This is a genomic window from Nonomuraea sp. B19D2, from assembly GCF_040137845.1.
In the GTDB taxonomy this organism is placed as follows: domain Bacteria; phylum Actinomycetota; class Actinomycetes; order Streptosporangiales; family Streptosporangiaceae; genus Nonomuraea.
Window position 1 is genome coordinate 1 of sequence record NZ_JBEFAK010000091.1, and the last position, 20,420, is coordinate 20,420.

At 68.3% G+C, this 20,420-nt stretch carries 19 protein-coding genes and 1 pseudogene; 5 read left to right on the forward strand and 15 right to left on the reverse strand.

Translation table 11 applies throughout. The annotated features are described in order from the left end of the window. Positions 1 to 467: 467 nt before the first annotated feature. Complete coding sequence (locus ABN273_RS57590) at positions 468 to 1,379, reverse strand: LysR family transcriptional regulator (RefSeq protein ID WP_349458261.1); 912 nt, start codon at positions 1,377 to 1,379, stop codon at positions 468 to 470. 92 nt (positions 1,380 to 1,471) lie between these two features. On the opposite strand from ABN273_RS57590, the gene ABN273_RS57595 reads away from it, so the two are divergent. After that, complete coding sequence (locus ABN273_RS57595; protein WP_349458263.1) at positions 1,472 to 2,092, forward strand: isochorismatase family protein; 621 nt, start codon at positions 1,472 to 1,474, stop codon at positions 2,090 to 2,092. Positions 2,093 to 2,182: 90 nt separating this feature from the next. Continuing rightward, entirely contained in the window at positions 2,183 to 2,863 is a 681-nt protein-coding gene (locus ABN273_RS57600; RefSeq protein WP_349458264.1) for an alpha/beta fold hydrolase, read from the forward strand. A 241-nt stretch (positions 2,864 to 3,104) separates the two neighbouring features. On the opposite strand, the gene ABN273_RS57605 is transcribed toward ABN273_RS57600, so the two are convergent. After that, complete coding sequence (locus ABN273_RS57605; RefSeq protein ID WP_349458266.1) at positions 3,105 to 3,524, reverse strand: hypothetical protein; 420 nt, start codon at positions 3,522 to 3,524, stop codon at positions 3,105 to 3,107. A 205-nt stretch (positions 3,525 to 3,729) separates the two neighbouring features. Between ABN273_RS57605 and ABN273_RS57610 the strand changes: the two genes are divergently transcribed. Continuing rightward, a complete protein-coding gene (locus ABN273_RS57610) occupies positions 3,730 to 6,417 on the forward strand; it encodes an ATP-binding protein (protein WP_349458267.1) in 2,688 nt (895 codons plus the stop codon). Here ABN273_RS57610 and ABN273_RS57615 read toward each other — a convergent pair. From ABN273_RS57615 to ABN273_RS57630, 4 genes are all read right to left on the reverse strand, one after another. After that, complete coding sequence (locus ABN273_RS57615; protein ID WP_349458268.1) at positions 6,410 to 7,426, reverse strand: nuclear transport factor 2 family protein; 1,017 nt, start codon at positions 7,424 to 7,426, stop codon at positions 6,410 to 6,412. The two genes, ABN273_RS57610 and ABN273_RS57615, sit on opposite strands and share 8 nt — an antisense overlap. Positions 7,427 to 7,852: 426 nt before the next feature. Then, positions 7,853 to 8,371 (reverse strand): type II toxin-antitoxin system RelE family toxin, encoded by a 519-nt coding sequence (locus tag ABN273_RS57620; RefSeq protein ID WP_349458269.1) that lies wholly within the window; start codon positions 8,369 to 8,371, stop codon positions 7,853 to 7,855. 2 nt (positions 8,372 to 8,373) lie between these two features. Next, positions 8,374 to 8,682 carry a type II toxin-antitoxin system prevent-host-death family antitoxin gene (locus tag ABN273_RS57625; protein ID WP_349458270.1) on the reverse strand — a complete coding sequence of 103 codons (309 nt, stop codon included), beginning with the start codon at positions 8,680 to 8,682 and terminating at the stop codon, positions 8,374 to 8,376. Positions 8,683 to 8,933: 251 nt separating this feature from the next. After that, the gene (locus ABN273_RS57630; protein ID WP_349458272.1) at positions 8,934 to 9,671 is read right to left on the reverse strand and encodes an SDR family oxidoreductase; all 738 of its coding nucleotides are present in this window, start codon (positions 9,669 to 9,671) and stop codon (positions 8,934 to 8,936) included. Positions 9,672 to 9,764: 93 nt separating this feature from the next. On the opposite strand from ABN273_RS57630, the gene ABN273_RS57635 reads away from it, so the two are divergent. Next, on the forward strand, positions 9,765 to 10,604 hold the full coding sequence (locus ABN273_RS57635; RefSeq protein WP_349458273.1) for a LysR family transcriptional regulator: 840 nt from the start codon (positions 9,765 to 9,767) through the stop codon (positions 10,602 to 10,604). A 302-nt stretch (positions 10,605 to 10,906) separates the two neighbouring features. Here the strand turns inward: ABN273_RS57635 and msrA are convergent, their stop codons facing one another. Next, a complete protein-coding gene (gene msrA / locus ABN273_RS57640; RefSeq protein ID WP_349458274.1) occupies positions 10,907 to 11,566 on the reverse strand; it encodes a peptide-methionine (S)-S-oxide reductase MsrA in 660 nt (219 codons plus the stop codon). Positions 11,567 to 11,689: 123 nt separating this feature from the next. On the opposite strand from msrA, the gene rarD reads away from it, so the two are divergent. Then, on the forward strand, positions 11,690 to 12,613 hold the full coding sequence (gene rarD, locus ABN273_RS57645) for an EamA family transporter RarD (RefSeq protein WP_349458275.1): 924 nt from the start codon (positions 11,690 to 11,692) through the stop codon (positions 12,611 to 12,613). Here the strand turns inward: rarD and ABN273_RS57650 are convergent. The 8 genes and pseudogenes from ABN273_RS57650 to ABN273_RS57685 form a co-directional block, all read right to left on the reverse strand. After that, entirely contained in the window at positions 12,581 to 13,570 is a 990-nt protein-coding gene (locus ABN273_RS57650; protein ID WP_349458276.1) for a polyprenyl synthetase family protein, read from the reverse strand. The genes rarD and ABN273_RS57650 overlap by 33 nt on opposite strands. 11 nt (positions 13,571 to 13,581) lie before the next feature. Continuing rightward, positions 13,582 to 15,168 (reverse strand): NADH-quinone oxidoreductase subunit NuoN, encoded by a 1,587-nt coding sequence (nuoN, locus tag ABN273_RS57655; RefSeq protein ID WP_349458277.1) that lies wholly within the window; start codon positions 15,166 to 15,168, stop codon positions 13,582 to 13,584. Next, complete coding sequence (locus tag ABN273_RS57660; RefSeq protein WP_349458278.1) at positions 15,165 to 16,724, reverse strand: NADH-quinone oxidoreductase subunit M; 1,560 nt, start codon at positions 16,722 to 16,724, stop codon at positions 15,165 to 15,167. Before ABN273_RS57660 ends, nuoN begins: the two co-directional genes overlap by 4 nt. Further along, positions 16,724 to 18,568 (reverse strand): NADH-quinone oxidoreductase subunit L, encoded by a 1,845-nt coding sequence (gene nuoL, locus ABN273_RS57665; RefSeq protein ID WP_349458283.1) that lies wholly within the window; start codon positions 18,566 to 18,568, stop codon positions 16,724 to 16,726. The genes ABN273_RS57660 and nuoL overlap by 1 nt, the downstream gene beginning before the upstream one ends. Before the next feature lie 73 nt (positions 18,569 to 18,641). Continuing rightward, positions 18,642 to 18,938 carry an NADH-quinone oxidoreductase subunit NuoK gene (gene nuoK, locus ABN273_RS57670; protein ID WP_349458279.1) on the reverse strand — a complete coding sequence of 99 codons (297 nt, stop codon included), beginning with the start codon at positions 18,936 to 18,938 and terminating at the stop codon, positions 18,642 to 18,644. Then, positions 18,935 to 19,744: an NADH-quinone oxidoreductase subunit J gene (locus tag ABN273_RS57675; protein WP_349458280.1), complete on the reverse strand. Its 810-nt coding sequence runs from the start codon at positions 19,742 to 19,744 to the stop codon at positions 18,935 to 18,937. Before ABN273_RS57675 ends, nuoK begins: the two co-directional genes overlap by 4 nt. Continuing rightward, the gene (nuoI, locus tag ABN273_RS57680; protein WP_349458282.1) at positions 19,737 to 20,252 is read right to left on the reverse strand and encodes an NADH-quinone oxidoreductase subunit NuoI; all 516 of its coding nucleotides are present in this window, start codon (positions 20,250 to 20,252) and stop codon (positions 19,737 to 19,739) included. The genes ABN273_RS57675 and nuoI overlap by 8 nt, the downstream gene beginning before the upstream one ends. Next, a pseudogene (locus tag ABN273_RS57685) lies at positions 20,239 to 20,420 on the reverse strand (NADH-quinone oxidoreductase subunit NuoH); the annotation flags it as partial. The gene nuoI and the pseudogene ABN273_RS57685, both read right to left, overlap by 14 nt.

Consider the following 20,420-nt stretch of genomic DNA (forward strand, 5'->3'; position numbering starts at 1 on the left):
GCGGCCCGGTACCGCGCTGGAGGTCATGGCTGGTCATGGTCACTGCGGTGGATACCCGTTCTCGCCCTACTCGTGTCAGTTAAGGAATTTTAGTCCCATCTGTCTCACTTGAGCTTGGCACAGAGGGCTTGATCGTCACTTGCACCTCACCTACACCACCGGTAACAGCTGGGCGTAAAGCCACCGTGTGGGCAGCTCGGCGACAACGGCGATGATCACCAGCCGTACCCGTAAGGAACGTAGGGCAGCCAGCGGCCGTCTGAGCCGTACGAGACCACCGGCTATGGCTTGTCGGTTGTGGCGAGCGGCCGGGCGCCGAGCCGTTCAAGTCGCTGGTCGTTCTCGTCTCGCTGCCGGGTGAGCAGTCCCGCGGCGGCCATCCGGGTGGTCATCTTGACGACGGACGTTCAGCATCGCGGCCAGTTCGCGGGGGTGCGCCCGTCATGCTCCCACAGCGCGTCCAGGGCTCAAACGCGGGCGGCGAGACCGGCGAAGGCGCGAATCCTGGCGTTCTCTCTCGTGGTCTTCCATACCAGCCCGTAGGCGGCCTCCGGGGCGTCCGTGATGGGGAGGTAGGCGATGTCCGGCCGGGCGTAGTAGCGGGTGGCCTGGCAGGTGAGCGGAACCATCGCCTTGCCCGCCGCGACCAGAGCGAGCACCGCTTGGAAGGTCGTCACCGACGGCCCGCGGCGGATGGGCTCCCCGGCGCTGGTCCGCGGCGGGATGTGCCGGTCGAGCCAGTACGCCGGGGCGCCGTCGACGGTCAACACCGTATCCCTGGCCAGGTCGTCGAGGACGACCGTTTCGCGCCGCGCGAAGGGGTGGCGGGAGGAGACGGCAAGCACGTAGCTCTCGCGCAGCAGGACGGGGCCGACGGTGAGATCCGGCTCGTTCACCGGGAAAAGGGTGGCCAGCAGGTCGACGCCCTCGTTGCGCAGCGGCGCCAGGTGGTCGTCGATCTGTGTCTCCAGGGTGAGCTGGGCCTCACAGTCCGGATGGCGAACATGGAACTCATCGATGATCTGGCTGAGCACGTGTGCGGTCGCCGGGCCGAAGAAGCCGAGGCGCAGCCCTCCGCGAATGCCACGCCCGGCGGCCGTGGCCTTGGCTATCTCGCGCTGGATCTGCCGGTGGGCCGGCTCGATGCCGTCGCGGAGCTGGCGCCCGATCGGAGTCAGACTGACCCGCCGGCTGGTGCGCTCGAACAGCGCGGTGCCGATGCGGCGTTCCAGCTTCCTGATGATCTGGCTGGTCCGGCCCTGCGACAGGCCCAGACGCTCTGCCGTACGGCGGAAATGCAGCTCTTCGGCGAGGGTCAGGAAGGTCTCGATCTCCTGCTCGTCCAACCGCCTGCGCCCCCATTGGTGAAGATTGCTCACCAATAGTGTGCCAGATCGCGATTGTTTCAGCAGGTCGGCGCATCGAAGCTGGAGGCGCGTCACCGACCGTGACTATCAGAAGAGAGGCAGAAATGCAGGACCGATTCCACACCCCCTTGACCGCGGACAACGCCGCCCTCCTGCTGGTGGACCACCAGATCGGGCTGTTCACGGGAGTTCGCGACATTACCGTGAGCGAGCTGCGGCACAACGTCACAAGCCTGGCCAAAGCCGCACTCCGCCTGAAGCTGCCGGTCATCGTCACCACCACGGCCGCTGACAGCATGTGGGGACCGCTCATCCCCGAACTGCAGGCCGTACTGCCGCAGGAGCTGAAGGTGATCGACAGGAGCTCGGTGAACGCCTGGCAGGACGACCGGGTACGCGACGCCGTCGAGGCGACCGGACGCAGCAAACTCGTCATCGCGGGGGTCTCGCTCGAGGTCTGCGCCGCATTCCCCGCGATCTCCGCGACCTCGGCAGGCTACGACGCTTACGTGGCCGTCGACGCCTGTGGCACCTTCTCCCAGACCAAGCGGGAGACAGGGCTCCTCCGGCTGCAGCAGGCAGGCGTGATCTTGAGCGACTACGCCACGCTCGCCGTGGAGATCCTCGCCGACAACGCGCGCCCGATCGCCGGCGAGGTGTACGGCGACCTCGACATGCCGTTCGCCACCCTCGTCGGACAACTCACCGCGGCCTACGGCCGCTGACCCCCGGTGTGGCCTGCCCCGTCTCGAGCCCGGGTTCACCCGCGATCCTGGGCGGGGCAGGCCCACGTAACCAGCGGAAGGAGCCGCGATATGGCGGTCATCGTCTTCATGCACGCGTTCGGGTCCAGCGGGCGCGCCTGGCAGCCGCAGATCTCCCAGCTGGGAGACAGACATCGGGTGCTGGCTCCTGACCTACCCGGCCACGGCGCGACGCCCGGACCGTTCACGCTGGAACGTGCCGTCGCATCGATTCGTGCGGTGCTCCGTGGCGAGGCCGAGCCCGTGCACCTCGTGGCTGTCTCCGGTTCGGTCAGCGTGGCGCTGCTGGTCGCGCTGGCCGAACCGGCTCAGGTCGCCGGCCTGATCTTGTCCGGGGGTACGGCACGCGGCGGTGGAGACGCCCTGCAACGCCGCATGATGCGCCTGATGCCGGAGGGGATGATCGTGAGCATCCTCAAGGGCATGTACGCCGGAGGCAAGGCCGAACACCTGGATCAGGCCGCCCGGGACCTGCGCCACGCGGGTAAGGCCACCATCCTCACCGGACTGGCGGAGCTGGGCCGGCTCGATCTGCGCGACAGGCTCGGCGAGATCAAGGTCCCGACCCTCGTGCTCAACGGAGCCAAGGACAAGGCCAACCTGCCGCATGCCGAGGAGATCGCCACCGGCGTTCCCGGCGCCGAACTCCGGGTGATCCCGAACGCCGGTCACATCTGGAACCTCGAGCAGCCCGAGCTGTTCACCCACACGATCAGCGAGTTCGTCAGGTGAGCACGCTGACGCGGGCCAGGCGCTGCATGACCAGGCGACGCGTTCGCTCTTCACTCAACGGTCCGCCAGTCGAGATCATCGAATCCGTACCCGACACGCGACGCGGATCTCGCAGAAGACCCTCGCATTCTCTTCCTTGATCCATCCAGCGTGGATCAGGCCAGGCCGATCAACGCACGCGCGGGCAGGCCGTCGTTGGAGGCGCACGCTCCAGCCGCACCCCCACATCCCCGGCACCCGTTCAGGCCCTGCGGAGCCCGGCGAACTGCAGGCCGGTGAAACCCGCCACCACTGCCGCCTGGGCGATCACGAAGGCGGTGCCCAGACCGGTCAGCGGGAACCACCCGGCGATCAGCATCTCCGCGCTGGCCAGCACCCATGCCACGTTGACCACCATCACCGCGATCACCGCCGCCCTGTTCACCACCGGACGGCCGGCAAGGTGGAGGAGGGTCGCGGCGAAGGCGACCAGGAACGCGCCGACCGGCACAAGGAAGGCGGCGGGCAGGCCGAACATCGAGCCGAAGATCGGTGCGACGACCAGGAAGACGAGGCCGTTGGCGCCCGACCCGATGGCGTCCTGCTTGAGCGCGAACCGCAGCAACTTGGCCTCGGCGTTGGAACCGGCGGCTGTGGTGGACGTGGTGGCAATAGCGGCCATGATCAGACCCTTTCGTGGTGCGGGACTCTCTCGTCCCTGCTGCCACCGAAATTACGCAGGCCGGTGCCGCGCCGAATCCGTCATCGTGACGGTAGTGCCCGGTCCCGGTCACTCGCTCGCACACTGGTCAGGCATTTCCAGCACTGGCGCTTCGCCACCGATGCCATGCCGGAGGCATGACGCACGTTCCGCTAGATTTTCGGCCATGTTGTACGGGCGGGCTGCGGAGCAGGCGCAGGTGGATCGGCTGCTGGCGGACGCGCGGTCCGGGCGCAGCGGTGTGCTGGTGGTGCGCGGGCAGCCGGGTATCGGGAAGTCCGCGTTGCTCGGCCATGTGACCGAGCGCACCGCGGGAGTGCGGGTGCTTCACGGGGTCGGCATCGAGTCCGAGGCGGAGCTGCCGTATGCGGCCCTGCATCTGCTCCTGCGTGCCGAGCTTGACCGGATCGACGCGCTGCCCGAACCACAGGCGGCGGCGCTGCGGGGCGCGCTGGGGCTGGCTGCAGCGGCTCCGGTGAACCGGTTTCTCGTCGGCCTGGCCGTGCTCAGCCTGCTGGCCGAGGTCGCGGGCGACGGGCCGCTGCTCTGCCTGGTCGATGACGCACAGTGGTTCGATCGGGCTTCCATCGACGCGCTGGTGTTCGTGGCGCGGCGGCTGGACGCGGAAGGCATCGCGCTGGTGTTCGCGGGCAGGGAGGAGTTCCACCCGCAAGGGCTGCCCGAGCTGTGGCTGGACGGCGTGGACCGCGACGCCGCCGTCGCGCTGCTGGCCGAGTCGGCCAGGGACCTGGCGCCGAAGGTGCGTGACCGCGTCCTGGCCGAGGCGGGCGGCAATCCGCTCGCGCTCCTCGAACTGCCGTCCACGTTCACCGCGGAGCAGCAGGCCGGGCAGCTGAACCCCTTCACCACGATTCCGGTCGCCAACCGGGTGCAAGAGGCCTTCCAGCAGCAGATCAGGGCGCTGCCCGACACGGCGCAGGCGTTGCTCGCGGTGCTCGCCGCCGACGACACTGGCGACCTGGGCATCGTGCTGCGCGCCGCGGAGTCCTTCTCCGCCCGGCTGGCGGACCTGGAAGCGGCGGAGCAGGCCAAGCTGGTCACGGTGAACGGGGCCACGGTGGCCTTCAGGCACCCGCTCATCAGGGCCGCTGCCTACCAGAACGTGCCGTTGACGTCACGCCTGGCCGTACGGCTCGCGCTCGCCGAGGTACTCGTTGGTGGCGAGCACGCCGACCGCCGGGCCTGGCATCTGGCCGCGGCGACGACCACGCCTGACGAGGACGTGGCGCGCGAGCTCGAGCTGGCCGCGGAGCGGGCGCGCACTCGTTCCGGCTATGCGGCCATGGCCGCGGCCTACGAACGGGCCGCCGAACTCACTCCCGACACCGCCAAGCGGTCGGTACGGCTGGCCGCCGCGGCCGTGGCGGCCAGCGACGCGGGCCAGCCGGCCCGCGCAGGCGCGCTGGCCGACCAGGCCAGTGAGGAGATCCAGGACCCGCTGGCCCTCGCCCACCTGATCCAGGTGCACGCCCATCGGGAGTTCGAGCAGGGCAGCCAGGCCACGGCCGGTGAGCTCATCATCGCCGGCGCGGAGCGGGTCGCCCCGCTCGATGCCGAACGGGCGGCCTACCTGCTCGTGGAAGCGGTGCGCTGCGCGTGGTACGCCGGTGACCCGGGCCTGGCGAAGCAGGCGGCGAAGCTGCTCAGGGCTCTGCCCGAAATAGGCTCACCGCTGGTGAGCGGCGCGCTCGGGCTGTCCGCGCTGGTCAACGGCGAGCTGTCGGATGCCGTCACGCTCATGCAGGGGCTGGTACTCGCTCCGGATCTGTCCGGACTTCAGGTGCCGGGCCTGCTCTTCGTGGCCCAGCTGTGTGCGCCGATCGGGCGCTATGGTCAGGGCGAGGCTGTCGCGGCGCGCGTCGAGGCCGAGTGCAGGGCCCACGACATGGGCGGCTGGCTGACCGTCGCGGTGGAAACCCGGATGCAGGCGCAGATGTTGCTCGGCAGGTATCGCGAAGCGGCGGCCCGGCTGGAGGAGAGCATCCCCATGGTCGGCGACCTGGGGCAGCGGAACGGAGCTGTCGTGCTCACCGCGCTGCTCGCACTGGCGCGCGGCGAGCTGGGTGACGAGCACGGTTGCCGGGCGGCGGCCACGGCCGCCCTGGAACAGGCGGGAGCGCGCGGGCTCCGTACGGCTGAGGCGGTCGCGGTGGCCGGGCTCGGGCGGCTGGAGCTCGCGCTGGGCCGTCCAGAGGCGTCGCTGAGGATCCTGGAGAGGATTTCGCCCGCCAACGCGCCAGTGTCCATCTTCTCCGCCCCCGACCGGATCGAGGCTGCGGTCAGGGCCAGGGAGCCCGAGCTGGCGTACGAGCCGCTGGCGTACTACCTCGACTGGGCGGCCGGCGTCAGCGTGCCGTCCGCCGATGCGGTCGCACTGCGCTGCCGCGCCCTCGTCGAGGACGACGAGGACCTGTACGACGAGGCCATGCGGGCGCACGAGCAGGGCGAGCAGCCGCACGAGCAGGCCCGTACGCGGCTGCTCTACGGCGAGTGGCTGCGGCGGGCGCGCAAGCGCGCCGCCGCCCGCGCCCAGTTGCGCGCCGCACTGGAGACCTTCGACCGGCTCGGCATGGCGCTGTGGGCCGAGCGGGCCCGCGCGGAGCTGCGCGCCACCGGCGACGTCCCCGCAGCCCCGCGCCAGGCGGACGACCCTCTCAGCGTCCTCACGGCGCAGGAGAGACAGGTGGTACGGCTGGCCGCCACGGGCGCGTCCAACCGCGACATCGCGGCCCAGCTGTACCTCAGCCCGCGCACCGTCGGCTACCACCTCTACAAGGCATTCCCCAAGCTGGGGATCTCCTCGCGGGCGGAGTTGGCCGCGATCGCTACCTGAGCCTGCCGTACAGCTCGGTGATCTTGGCTTCGTCTGCGACGAGCGGCAGCTGGTCGAAGGTCAGGGTCCAGTCGCTCGAGATGCCACCGGTGTCGTCGACGCGCTCGATGATGCCGAAGCTGATCAGGTCGGTCTGGTCCTTGGGAAGGAGCGTGCCGTGCCATTCCAGGTAAGTCGCGCCGTTGACCTTCACGGCCTGTCCCGGCTCCAGCTGGACGTCGCTGACCTGGTCGAAGAACCTGTTCAGGTAAGCGAGCTTGCCCTGCGTGGTGCGCAGCGTGCCACCGTTCAGACCAGGGGCGGACAGCGGCGCACCGGTGAGCCGTTCCACCAGGGCCTCGGCGTCCTCGTCGTTCCATGCCTCGGCGCGGGCGACGAGCTCGTCGGGGTCGAGGACCGGCCTGCGGCTCTGGTCGGGAGTGCCGCCGTCGGCGATGTCGGCGAACAGGTCGGGCAACTCGGGGTCGAGCGGCTTGAACAGGGTGTGCCTGTCGTAGTAGCGGCGGCCCTGGACGACCTTGCCACCGTCGGTCAGCTGGACCCGGTAGACCGCATCGTAGGCGATCTCGTGCCCCTTTACCGTGGCCTCGTTGTGCGCTTCGAACATCACGGCGGGACCGTTCACAGCGATGCGCGTGCCTTGGAAGCGGAAGTCGGGTATCAGGCTGAGCGTTCCGCTGATCGCCTTTCTGATGGCCTCCTCACCCTGGAGCAGCGGCCTGCTCGCCTTCGCCGGCTCCCACAGCGTCGCGTCCTTGGACCAGATGTCGACATAGGCGCTCACCCGGTCGGGGGTGGTGACCTCGCCGAACGTGATCTGCCGCTTGATGAAGGTGCAGGCGTTGGGCGACACCCAGCCGCTGATGGAGGTGACCTCCGCCCGCGCCTCCGTGCAGCCGGCCGCTCTGTCCCAGCCCTCCTCAGTCGCCTGCGCCGGGCTCGCGATCGTGCACAGCGCAAGCACCGCCCCGACCGCGAGACCCGTTCCCGCCGCCCGCGTCGCCTTCATGACCTGCCCTTTCGATGTTCTTTCAGGTGACACCGAAATTAGGCCGATCCTCTGCGCGGCGAATCCGTCAACGTGACGGTAGTCGGGCGCGCCGCACCAGGCAGGTCAGGGAAGCGCCACCGGGTGAACCGCCCCCCACATTGCCGGAGACCGCCCTCGGCCCCGTCGGGCAGCACCACTCGGACGGTCATTCGGTGGGGGATCGGCGGGCCTGGCCGGCGTTGGAGCAGCGGTTGCGCGAGCACGCCGCGCGCTACCCGGCGCTCACGGCTTCCTCATCGCCGGGCGCGCTCATCGGTAGCGCCGACATGAGCACCAGCGCTCTCAGACGAGGTCGTTACCGCCGGTACGAGCATCCAGCCCGTACGCCCCAGGTCGCCGGCGGATGTCCTCCAGGTGCTCGACCGGTCACTCAGCAGCCGGCACCTAACGGACCTTCGACCGGTACTCAGCCCACAAGTCGACAGCCTCTTGGAGATCAAGAGCGGCAACGTCCTCGCGGGCCATCCCCACCGTGTAGATCAACCGGTCCGCGAGCCAATCTGGAACCGATTCTCTTGGGGGCGCTTTCTCCACCCGAATGTGATCGGCCAGCGTGCCAAGACGCTCGATCACCTGGCCGAGCTGGACGATCTCCGGACGGTCGGTACCCGCCTCGCGAACCCTCGCCGTCGCCTCAGCGTAGACTTCCGCGTCGGCCCGCTCACCGACGGCCCACACCTCGCAGATCTCCACCGACTTGTCGTCGGTGATGCGATAGACGACACGCCAGGTGTTGCGACCGACCACAAGCTTCCGAAACCCGGCCAGTTCCCCACCGAGCGGGTAACCCGCCTCAGGGTTGTCCAACAGGAGAAGGATCTTCTTGAGCACCTTGGGCACCGCGTCCGGGCCGATGCGTCGGAGGTCATCGACCGCTGGCGCGGTGAAGACGACGTCGGACACGTCTACTCGTCGTCCGGGATGGCGGCCAGCGACTCGCGAGTGTGCCCGAAAGCGGCCAGCACCTCATCGAGCGAGACCCTCTCCCCTGTGTCCGTGACCGACCGAGCGAGCACAAGCGCCAGATCACGCAGATCGGCCGCCGCCTCCTCCAACTCGTTGAGTCGGCGGATGCTGACCACCGCCGCCACCGGTTGGTGCCGACGGGTAACCACCAGATCGGCCCCCTGCTCCGCATCAGCCACCAGGCGGGCAACCCCTCGCTGGGCCGCCTCGGTGACGCTCAACTCAGTAGCGTCGTGCAGAACAGTCATACAGTAACTGTACATCTTTCTGTGCAGAACCGTGATCCCCCGGAGCGAGCATCGGCTCACACCTCACCGGTCGTCAGGCTCACTGGGCAGGACATTCCAGCTTCGCCCAAGCCGCCGTAGCCGTTTGGTGCTTTCCACAGCTACTGTTCGGACGGACCCGCCACGGCTGCCCTTGGCCGGATTTGCGCCCGCCCGATCAAAGCCTCCGAACGTGGTCTTCGAGAACCTGGCGGTGCACGCGAACTGGACCGTTACCAGGGCACCGTTCCGGCGTCGTCGAAGAATCCGCCGGTCGGTCCGTCGTCGGGCAGGGTTGCGAGGTGAATCGCGATGGCCGCGCCCTGTTGTGGTGTGCGGACGCCTTGGAAGCCGTTGAGGTCGGTGGCGGTGAAGCCGGGGCAGCCGGAGTTGATCAGGATGTTGGTGTCGCTCAGTTCCTTGGCGTATTGGATGGTGAGGGCGTTGAGGAAGGTCTTCGATGCCAAGTAGGCGGCGGGAACCGGGCCCATGTCGATGCCGGGGGTGGTTTGCAGGGCGAGCGAGCCGACGCTGCTGGACATGTTGACGATCCGCGGTGATGCCGAGCCGCGCAGCATCGGCAGCATCGCGTTGGTGACCCGGATGACGCCGATCACGTTGGTTTCCACGACAGCTCGCACGGTCGCGGGCTCGACCGTGGTCGGTGTCTGTGGCATACCGCCGGCGATCGCGGCATTGTTGACCAGGACGTCGAGCCCACCGGCATGGCCGGCGATCAGCTCGGCCGCGGCGGCGACACTTGCGTCGTCAGTGACGTCGAGCGGCACGCCGAACGCATCGGTCCCGGCCGCGCGCAGTTTCTCGACCGCGGTGTCGCGGTGTTGTTGATCCCTCGCGCCCACACCGATTCGCCAGCCAAGGGCGCCCAGGCCTGCGGCGATCTCGTATCCGATTCCCTTGTTCGCGCCGGTCACCAGCGCGATCGTCCGTTCACTCATGCCGTCGATCATGTTGCGGACTCGGGTGGGGCGTCCAAGACCGGTCAGGTGGGCGGCGATACCGCACGGGTATTGGTCGTGGTCAGCGCCGCATACGATGAGCTGGTGGAGACGCGGGAGTTGCGATACTTCGTCGCCGTAGCCGAGGAGTTGCACTTCGGGCGGGCGGCACAACGGCTCTCGATGGCGCAACCACCACTGTCGCGGGCGATCCAGCAGCTGGAACGGCGGCTCGGAGTCGTTCTGCTGCACCGCACCGCTCGCGCCATCGCCTTAACCGAGGCCGGGTCGGTGCTGCTACGGGAGGCCCGGCTCGCGCTCGACGCGGTCGAAGCCGCCGAGCGCCGCACCCGCCGCGCCGCGGCTGACCAGCCCGGTGTGGTCCTGGCCACCAAGGCCGGAGCGTCCACGGAACTCTTGTCGAAGCTTCTGCACACCTACGCCGCTGAACCGGGCGCCGTGGCCGTCGAGGTGATGCTGTGCGGGCCGGGCGAGCCGGAAAGTCTGCTGCGCACCGGGCGTGCCGACATTGCTCTGCTCCACCGGCCTTACGACACGACAGCCGGATTCGACACCGAGGATCTGCACACCGAACAGCAGGTCGTGGTCCTGCCCAAGGGGCATCCCCTCGCCAACCGGGCGTATCTGTCGTTAGTCGAGGTCAACGCCCAGACGGACCTGCCCCTGCCGCGCTGGCCTGGACGGGATGGCGGCCATCCGGACGGCCCCGGCCCGCAGGTGCGCGACCATACCCAACTGTTCCAACTGATCGCGCTCGGACTGGCCTGCGCCGTCGTACCCGAGTCGCTCCGAGACCAGCTACGCGACGACCACGCCATCGTGCCGGTGCCGGACGCACCGGCCGTCACGACCGTCATCGCCTGGCCGCCACACAGCAGATCCAAAGCCGTCGCCGACCTCGTCCGCACCGCGACACGCCTCTAGCCGATACCCGCTGCAGCACCGCTGTTCGCAGGCCGCACGACTGTACCGAGCATCACCAATGTTTCGGGATACATCCGGAAATGCCGCGTGGAGTTCGCGGGTTAAGGGTGAGGGGCGATCGTCATAGCAGCCGTGAGCGCGTGGCGGTGCTGGCCGCGCTCCTCCATGTCGTTGATCAAGCATTCCCACATCTTGAGAGAGGAGAGAACGCCATAGATGGGTTCCTCCCATCTGGCGGTCGTCGGGAGTGAGACTTCCAGCCAGAGCTTCCGCCTCACTCCCACTCCGCGCACTGTGAGCCATCACTCCCCGTCGCTGGTCATCAGGCCAACAGGACAGGCCACTCCCGTGCCGCCGATTCCGCAGTAGCCGTTCGGGTTCTTCCACAAATATTGCTGGTGATACTCCTCGGCATAGTAGAACGGCCCAGCGGAGGCGATCTCCGTGGTGATCTCGCCGTAGCCGGCCGCCTTCAGCACCCCCTGGTACGCCTCCCGAGAGGCCTCAGCAGCCTTCTGCTGCTCCGGCGAGTGGTGGTAGATGGCCGAACGGTATTGCGTCCCCACGTCGTTGCCCTGGCGCATGCCCTGCGTCGGGTCGTGGGCCTCCCAGAAGACCCTCAGGAGCTCCTCGTACGACACCTTCGCCGGGTCGAACGCCACCCGGACGACCTCCGCGTGCCCCGTGAGGCCGCTGCAGACCTCCTCGTACGTCGGGTTGGGCGGGTAGCCGCCCTGGTAGCCGACCGCCGTCGTGACGACCCCGGGCGTCTGCCAGAACTTGCGCTCGGCGCCCCAGAAGCAGCCGAGGCCGAAGTCGGCGATCTCCAGGCCCACGGGCGGGGTGAGCGGGGCGTCCAGGACCGCGTGGCGGGAGGGGATCGGCATGGGGTCCGGGTGGCCCGGGAGGGCGTCCTCGGGTCGGACCATCGAAGTCTTGTTTCCGCCGAAAAGCCAGCCCATGGCACTACCTCCACTAGGTCTCGTCCCACACTACACAGGCAGCAACGCTTTAGAGTGGCTACACGATTCCGCATAGCGGACGCAACTTGTGTTTAAAGATGGTAATGGCCGAAGATGGGGTACATGCCTGACCTTCGGCGCGGTGTCTTGTTCGGGATCGCCGCCTACACCGTGTGGGGCCTGTTCCCCCTCTACTGGCCGCTACTCAAGCCGTCCGGCGCCGTCGAGATCCTGGCGCACCGCATGGTGTGGTCGCTCGTCACGGTCGTCGCCGTGCTGGCCGTGCGGCGGCATTGGTCCTGGTTTCGCGCTCTGATCAGGCAGCCCAAGAAGCTTGGGCTGCTGACGCTGGCCGCCGTGCTCGTCACCGTGAACTGGGGCGTCTACATCTACGCGGTCAACAGCGGGCACGTCGTCGAAAGCGCTCTGGGCTACTTCATCAACCCTCTCGTCAACGTGCTGTTCGGCGTGCTGCTGTTGCGGGAGCGGCTGCGGCCGCTGCAGTGGGTGGCCGTCGGGTTCGGGGCGCTGGCGGTGCTGGTGCTGACGATCGACTACGGGCGGCTGCCGTGGATCGCGCTCACGCTGGCCGTGAGCTTCGGCGTGTACGGGCTGACCAAGAAGCAGGCCAACGTGGCGGCCACCGAGAGTCACGCCATCGAGACCCTGGTGCTGTTCCTTCCCGCGCTCGGCTACATCTTCTTCCTGCAGACGGGCGGTCAGGGGACGTTCGCCGACCACGGCCTCGGGCATGCGCTGCTGCTGGCCGGAGGTGGGGTGGCCACCGCCGTGCCGCTGATCTGGTTCGGGGCGGCGGCCATCCGGGTGCCGCTCAGCACCATCGGGCTCCTGCAGTACATCGCGCCGATCCTGCAGTTCGCCTGCGGCGTGCTGATCGCCAAGGAGACCATGCCGTCCAGCCGGTGGATCGGCTTCTCGATCGTCTGGCTGGCCTTGGCGATCTTCACGTACGACAGCTTCAGGACGGCGAGGGCCGCGCGGCGAGTCCGGGAATCAGCCGGAACGCTCGACCACGTAGTCACATAGCGCCAAAAGTGCGGACCTGGCGGGGACGTCGGGAAGGCCGGAGATGTCGGTACGAGCGCGGTCCACCCACGATTCCAGCTCCGCCCGCGCCTGCGCCATCGCAGGGTGGGCGCGGAGCAGGGTCAGCGCCTCCTCCACGTCCTCCTCAGCCACCGGCCCCGACAGCAGGTCGCGAAGACGCGACGCCTCCCCCGACGCCAGTGCGTACAGGACCGGGAGCGTCTTGATGCCCTCCCGCAGGTCCGTCCCCGGCGTCTTGCCCGACTCGGCGCCGGAGGACGCCACGTCCAGCAGGTCGTCCCCGAGCTGGAAGGCCACGCCGATGGCCTCACACGCCCGGCTGAGCCGCTCCTCGACGTCGGCGGGAGCGCCGGACAGCAGCGCGCCGAAGCGGCCGGACGCGGCGATCAGGGAGCCCGTCTTGTCGGCCAGCACACCCAGGTAGTGCGCGATCGGGTCCTCATCCTCGCGTGGGCCGACGGTCTCACGGATCTGCCCCTGTACGAGGCGGGAGAACGTCTGCGCCTGGATGCGGATCAGCTCGGGGCCGAGGTCCGCGAGGATGTCGGACGCCTGGGCGAACAGGTAGTCGCCGGTGAGGATGGCCACGGTGTTGTCCCACCGGGCGTTGGCGGACGGTGAGCCCCGGCGTACCGGGGCCTCGTCCATGACGTCGTCGTGGTAGAGCGAGCCCAGATGGGTCAGCTCGATCACCACCGCGCCGGGCACCACGCCTGGCGCGGAAGGATCGCCGAACTGCGCGGCGAGCAGCACCATCAGCGTGCGGAACCGCTTGCCGCCGGCCTCGATGAGGTGCTTGGACGCCTCCGTGACGAAGGCGTCCTCGCTCTCCACCGACGAGCGCAGGAGTTTCTCGACCGCAGCCATTCCGTTGGCCAGGTCCTGCGCCAACCGCTCGTCCTCGATGGGAAGGTCAATCACGGGAGGCGCAGACATACGAGATCCCCTTATCTGATGAACAGGCTGCGAGCAGCGTCGTTGGCAACACCGAGCACGGACTCCGGGTAGAGCCCCACCCCTACGGTAACCAGCAGGGAGACGGCGATGACGGCCACGGTCCCCATAGTGGGCACCGCGATCGCCGGGCCGTCGGCCGCGGGCTCGCTGAAGAACATCAGCACGATGACGCGGACGTAGAAGAACGCGGCGATGGCCGAGGCCACCACACCCACCACGACCAGGCCGGCCATCCAGCCGCCCATCGAGTCGCCGGGCTGCGTCCCGCTGCTCAGCGCGGCCGCGAAGACGGCGTACTTGCCGAAGAAGCCGCTCGTCATCGGGATGCCGGCGAAGGCCAGCAGGAAGAAGGCGAACACCCCGGCCAGCACCGGCGCGCGCTTGCCGAGACCGGCCCAGCGCGACAGGTGCCCGGCCTCGCCGCCCGGGTCACGTATGAGCGTGACCACCGCGAACGCGCCCACCGTGGTGATGCCGTAGACCGCCAGGTAGAACAGGATGGCCTTCAGCGAGACGGCGTTCTGCTCGGCGGAGCCGAACGTGGCCATCACGCCGACGAGCAGGAAGCCCGCGTGCGCGATGGACGAGTAGGCCAGCATCCGCTTGATCTCGGTCTGCGTGATCGCCAGGATCGAGCCAACGATCATGGTGAGCGCGGCGACGCCCCAGATAATCGGCCGCCAGTTCCAGTCGAGGTTGCCCAGACCCACCCAGAACACCCGCAGCACGGCGCCCACGGCCGCGACCAGCGTGCCGGAGGCCATCAGAGCGGTGATCGGGGTCGGAGCGCCCTGGTAGACGTCCGGCTTCCAGGCCTGGAACGGCGCGGCGCCGATCTTGAACAGCAGGCCCACGCCGAGCAGCGCGAGCCCGAGCATCAGGATCGGGTCGAGCGAGGCGCTCTTGGCCATGGCCTCGTTGATGCCCGGCAGCGATACGGTGCCCGCGAAGCCGTACACCATCGCGGTGCCGTACAGGAAGAACGCCGAGGAGAACGCGCCGAGCAGGAAGTACTTCATCGACGCCTCCTGCGACAGCAGGCGGCGCCGGCGGGCCAGGCCGCACAGCAGGTAGAGCGGCAGCGACATGACCTCGAGGCCGACGAACATCGTCAGCAGGTCGTGGGAGGCAGGGAAGAGCAGCATGCCGCCCACCGCGAACAGCACCAGCGGGTACACCTCGGTGTGCCCGCCGCCCTGCGTCTCGGCCTCCTCCTCGTCGGCGCTGCCGGGCACGGCCGCGGCCGAGGCGACGAAGTGGCCCTCGTCGTTGATCAGCAGCACGCACACGAACGACAGGACGAGGATGACGCCCCAGATGAACAGGGCGGGCCCGTCCACCGCGACCGCGCCCATGGCGACCGGCGCGGTCGGCACGTTGCCGCGCAGGACCTGCACAAGCACGAGCATGAACGCGCCGAACAGGCTCAGCAGGGTGAGCGGTACGTGGATCGACTTACGCAGGTACCGAGGCGCGAACGCCTCGACCAGCACGCCGATGACGGCCGCGCCGAAGACCACCAGCAGCGGCGCCAGCGTGCCGTACTCGATCGTCGGCGCTGGGATGGAGGAGTTCACTGACCTGTCCCCTTCTCAGCGATGGTGGAGGTCGGCACATGCACGTTGGTCAGCGTCTGCTGCACCGACGGGTTGATCACGTCGAGCAGCGGCTTGGGGAAGAAGCCGAACCCGATGATCAGTGCAACGAGCGGAGCCAGCACCCAGACCTCGCGGGCGTTCAGGTCCTTGAACGCCTTGACCGGCTCGGCCGTCGGCCCGTTCAGGGTGCGCTGGACCATCCACAGGATGTAGACGGCGGCGAGGATCACGGCCACCGCGGAGATCACCGCGGCCACCGTCAGGGCCCCGGAGCCGTGGGCCTGGCTGGAGTACGTGCCGATCATGACCATGAACTCGCTCACGAACGACGAGAGCCCCGGCAGCGAGAGACCGGCCAGACCGGCGACCAGGAAGAAGCCCGCGAGCAGCGGGGCGACCTTCTGCACGCCTCCGTAGTCACCGATGAACGGCGAGCCGCGCCTGGCGATGAGGAACCCGGCGGCCAGGAACAGCGCGCCGGTGGCGAAGCCGTGGTTGACCATGTAGAGGGCCGCGCCGGACTGGGCCACGGACGACATGGCGAACACGCCGAGCACGATGAACCCGAAGTGGGAGATCGACGTGTACGCGATGAGCCGCTTCATGTCGGTCTGCCCGATGGCCACGATGGCGCCGTAGATGATGCTGATGACCGCCAGCACGACGATCGGCGTCGTGAACGCCTTCGACGCGTCGGGGAACAGCTCCAGGCAGAAGCGGAGCATCCCGAACGTGCCGACCTTGTCCAGCACACCCACCAGCAGCACGGCGGCGCCGGCCGGAGCCTGCGCGGCCGCGTCGGGCAGCCAGGTGTGCACCGGCCAGAGCGGGGCCTTGATCGCGAAGGCGATGAAGAAGCCGCCGAACAGCCACTTCTGCATGGCCGGGTCCTGAATGGCCCCGACCAGCTCGGGGAACATGAACGTGCTCTTGCCCGCGGCGAAGTACAGCCCGATGACCGCGACCAGCATGAGCAGGCCGCCGAACAGGGAGTACAGCAGGAACTTGACGGCCGCGTAGGACCGCTGGGCGCCGCCGTACGACCCGATCATGAAGTACATCGGGATCAGCATGGCTTCGAAGAAGACGTAGAAGAGGAAGATGTCGGTCGCCGCGAAGACGCCGATCATCATCGTCTCCAGCACCAGGAGCAGCGAGAAGTAGGTCTTCACCGACCGCTTGGGCGTGATGAGCGTGCCGTCGGCGGTCTTGACCCCGTCGGCGTCGTGCCAGGAGGCCAGCACCACGATCGGCACCAGCACCACCGACAGGGCGATCAGCACGAGCGCGACGCCGTCGACGCCGACTCCGAACTTCACGCCGAAGCTCGGGATCCAGTTGTACTCGGCGGTGAACTGGAACCGAGGGCCCGTCGGCTTGTACCCGGCGGCCATGACACCCGTGAGGACCAGCGTCAGCAGCGAGACCAGCAGCGTGACCTGCTTGGCCAGCTTGTCACTGCCCTTGGGAAGCAGGGTCACCACGATGGCGCCCACCACGGGCACCGCCATGAGTATCGGAAGCCAGGGTGACATCAGATGTTCCCAACGAGGAGCAGGGCGCCGGTCAGCAGGGCGGCACCGATGAAGATGGACAGCGCGTACGTTCTGGCGAAGCCCGTCTGGAGTCTCCGCAAGCGCCCGGAGCTGCCGCCGATGCCCGCGGCCAGACCGTTGACCAGCCCGTCGATGCCGCGGTTGTCGAAGAACACCGCGATCCGGGTCAGCCACTGGCCGGGACGCATGAAGAGCGACTCGTTGAGCGCGTCACCGTACAGGTCACGCCGGGCGAACGTGGTGAGGAACGACCCGCGCGGCTGCACGGCCGGCACCTCGGCCCGGCCGTACTTCACCCAGGCGAAGGCCGCGCCGACCGCGACGAGTGCGAGCGTGGCGAGACCGGGCGTGCTGGCGAAGTGGAAGGCGGGCAGCTCCTCCGGCCGGCCGACGGCCGGGGCGAGGAACAGCATGAGCCGGTTGCTCAGGATGAGGTAACCGCCAAGCCCGATCGAGCCGATCGACAGGATGATCAACGGCCAGGTCATGACGGCCGGCGACTCGTGCGGGTGGGCGTCCTCCGCCCAGCGCTTCTCGCCGAAGAAGGTCATGAAGACCATCCGCGACATGTAGAAGCCGGTGATGCCGGCGCCCAGCACGGCCAGCCAGCCGAGGACCTGGTTGTGCTCGACGGCGGTCTCGATGATGCCGTCCTTGGTGAAGTAACCGGACAGCAGCGGGAAGCCGATGATCGCCAGGTAGCCGATGAAGAACGTGACGAAGGTGACCGGCATGAACTTGCGCAGCCCGCCGTACTTCCGCATGTTCACCTCGTCGTTCATGCCGTGCATGACCGAACCGGCGCCGAGGAACATGTCGGCCTTGAAGAAGCCGTGCGTGATCAGGTGGCCGATCGCGAACGCGTACCCGGCGGGGCCGAGGCCCGCGCCGAGCATCATGTAGCCGATCTGCGACATCGTCGAACCGGCCAGGCCCTTCTTGATGTCGTCCTTCGCGCAACCGATGATCGCACCGGCGAGCAGCGTGGCCGCGCCGACGATGGCCACCGCGAGCGCGGCGCCCGAGCCCTCGTGGAAGAAGAACGCCCCGGAGCGGACCACCAGGTAGACGCCGGCGGTGACCATGGTCGCCGCGTGGATCAGGGCCGACACGGGGGTCGGGCCCTCCATGGCGTCCAGGAGCCAGGACTGCAGCGGGAGCTGCGCGGACTTGCCGCACGCGCCGAGGAGCAGCAGCAGGCCGATGGCCAGCGTGGTGCCGTTCTCGACGCCGGTCGTCTTGGCCGCGAGGTCCTTGAAGGCCAGCGTGCCGAACGTCGTCCAGATGACGAACATGCCGACCAGCAGGCCGAAGTCGCCGACGCGGTTGACCACGAACGCCTTCTTCGCGGCGACCGCCGCCGACGGCTTGAACTGCCAGAACCCGATCAGCAGGTACGAGGCCAGACCGACGCCCTCCCAGCCGATGAACAGGCCGACGTAGTTGTCGGCCAGCACCAGCAGGAGCATCGCGGCCACGAACAGGTTCAGGTAGGCGAAGAACCTGCGCCGGTGCTCGTCATGGGCCATGTAGCCGATCGAGTAGATGTGGATCAGCGAGCCCACACCGGTGATCAGCAGCGCGAAGCTGATCGACAGCGGGTCGATCAGCAGTCCCATCTTCACCAGGCCGGGGATGAAGTCGTAAAGCTCGACGGCCCGCCGGCGCTCCTCTTCCCCGAACCCGATGAGTTGGAAGAACGCCAGCACCGCCACGACGAACGAGGCGAGGGACATGGCCACGCCCAGCAGATGGCCCCAGCGGTTCGTGAACCGGCCGAACGCCAGCAGGATGAACGCCCCCACCAAGGGGAAGGCGATCATCAGCCAGGCGTTGCCGATCACCCCGCCGGTGTGCTGGACGATCTCAGCAACATGAGATTCCACCAGTCACCTCTTAGTACTTCAGCAGGTTCGCGTCGTCGACAGACGCGGACCTGCGGGTTCGGAAGATCGTCACGATGATGGCCAGGCCGACCACGACCTCGGCCGCGGCCACCACCATCACGAAGAACGCGATGATCTGGCCCTCCAGGTTGCCGACCTGCCTGGAGAAGGTGACGAACGCGAGGTTGCAGGCGTTGAGCATGAGCTCCACGCACATGAACACCACGATCGCGTTACGCCTGATGAGCACGCCCAGCGCGCCGATGCCGAACAGCAGGGCGGACAGTACGAGGTAGTGCGTCGTCACTTGGTCACCTCATTGTTCTGCTCGACGCCGCGCGGCTCGATGCCGCGCTCCTCTGCGTCCTCCTCGGCCGTGTGCTGGATGGCCTCGGCGAGCCTCGGGTCCTCGGGCAGGTGGCCGTGCTCGACGTCGTAGCGCGCGATGTAGCGGTTGACCGAGGACTCGGCGGCCGTCCCGTCGGGCAGCAGCGCCGGCATGTCGATGGCGTTGCTCCTGGCGTAGGTGCCGGGGCCCGGCAGCGGCGACGGGTGGTCGCCGAGGAACCGGGCGCGGGCCAGGTCCTTCTGCGTGGGCTTCTCGGTCAGCTTCTCGCGGTGCGCCAGCACCATCGCGCCCAGCGCCGCCGTGATCAGCAGCGCCGAGGTGATCTCGAACGCGAACACGTACTTGGTGAACAGCTGCAGCGCGATCGAGCGGATGTAGCCGCCCTGCGCCGTGGCCTGCGCCAGCCCGGCCTGGTCCGCGAAGACCGCGTTGCCGATGGCCAGTCCGATCAGCGCCACGAAGCCGAGCGACGCGATGGCCGCCCAGAAGCGCTGGCCCTTCAGCGTCTCGACGAGGGAGTCGGAGGAGTCGACGCCCACCAGCATGAGCACGAACAGGAACAGCATCATGATCGCGCCGGTGTAGACGATGATCTGCACCGCGGCCAGGAAGGGCGCGTCCTGCACGGCGTACAGGACCGCGAGGCTGAGCATCACCGTGCCGAGCATCAGCGCGGAGTACACGGCCTTCCTGTTGAAGACCATGCCGAGCGCGGCGCCGACGGACACGACGGCGAGCACCCAGAACGTGATGGTCTCACCCATTGGTCCGCCCCAGCCGGTAGTAGTCCTCTTCGGTCTCACCGAGCCGCATGGGGTGCGGCGGCTGCTCCATGCCCTGGGTCAGGGGCGCGAGGAGCATCTCCTTGGTGAAGATGAGGCTCTCGCGCGTGGTGTCGGCGAGCTCGTACTCGTTGGTCATGGTGAGCGCGCGGGTCGGGCAGGCCTCGATGCACAGGCCGCACAGGATGCACCGCAGATAGTTGATCTGGTACGTGCGCCCGTAACGCTCGCCCGGCGAGTAGCGCTCCTCATCGGTGTTGTCCGCGCCCTCGACATAGATCGCGTCGGCCGGACACGCCCAGGCGCACAGCTCGCACCCGACGCACTTCTCCAGCCCGTCAGGCCAGCGGTTGAGCTGGTGACGCCCGTGGAAGCGAGGGGCCGTCGGCCTCTTCTCCTCCGGGTAGTTCACCGTGACGGGCTTCTTGAACATTGTGTGGAAGGTGACCCCGAAGCCCTTGACGGGGTTCAGCCAATCAGTTAGTCCCACTGGGAATCTCCTTGCGCTGCACCCCGTGGTAGTGCGGCAGATCGAGCGGCGGCACCGGGAAGCCGCCGGCCGTCGGCTCTTCGGACAGTTCCTCGAACTCGGCCTCGACCTGAGCCTTCCTGGCCTCCTTGCGCCGCTGGTTGACGGTGTCGAACCGCATCCAGATGG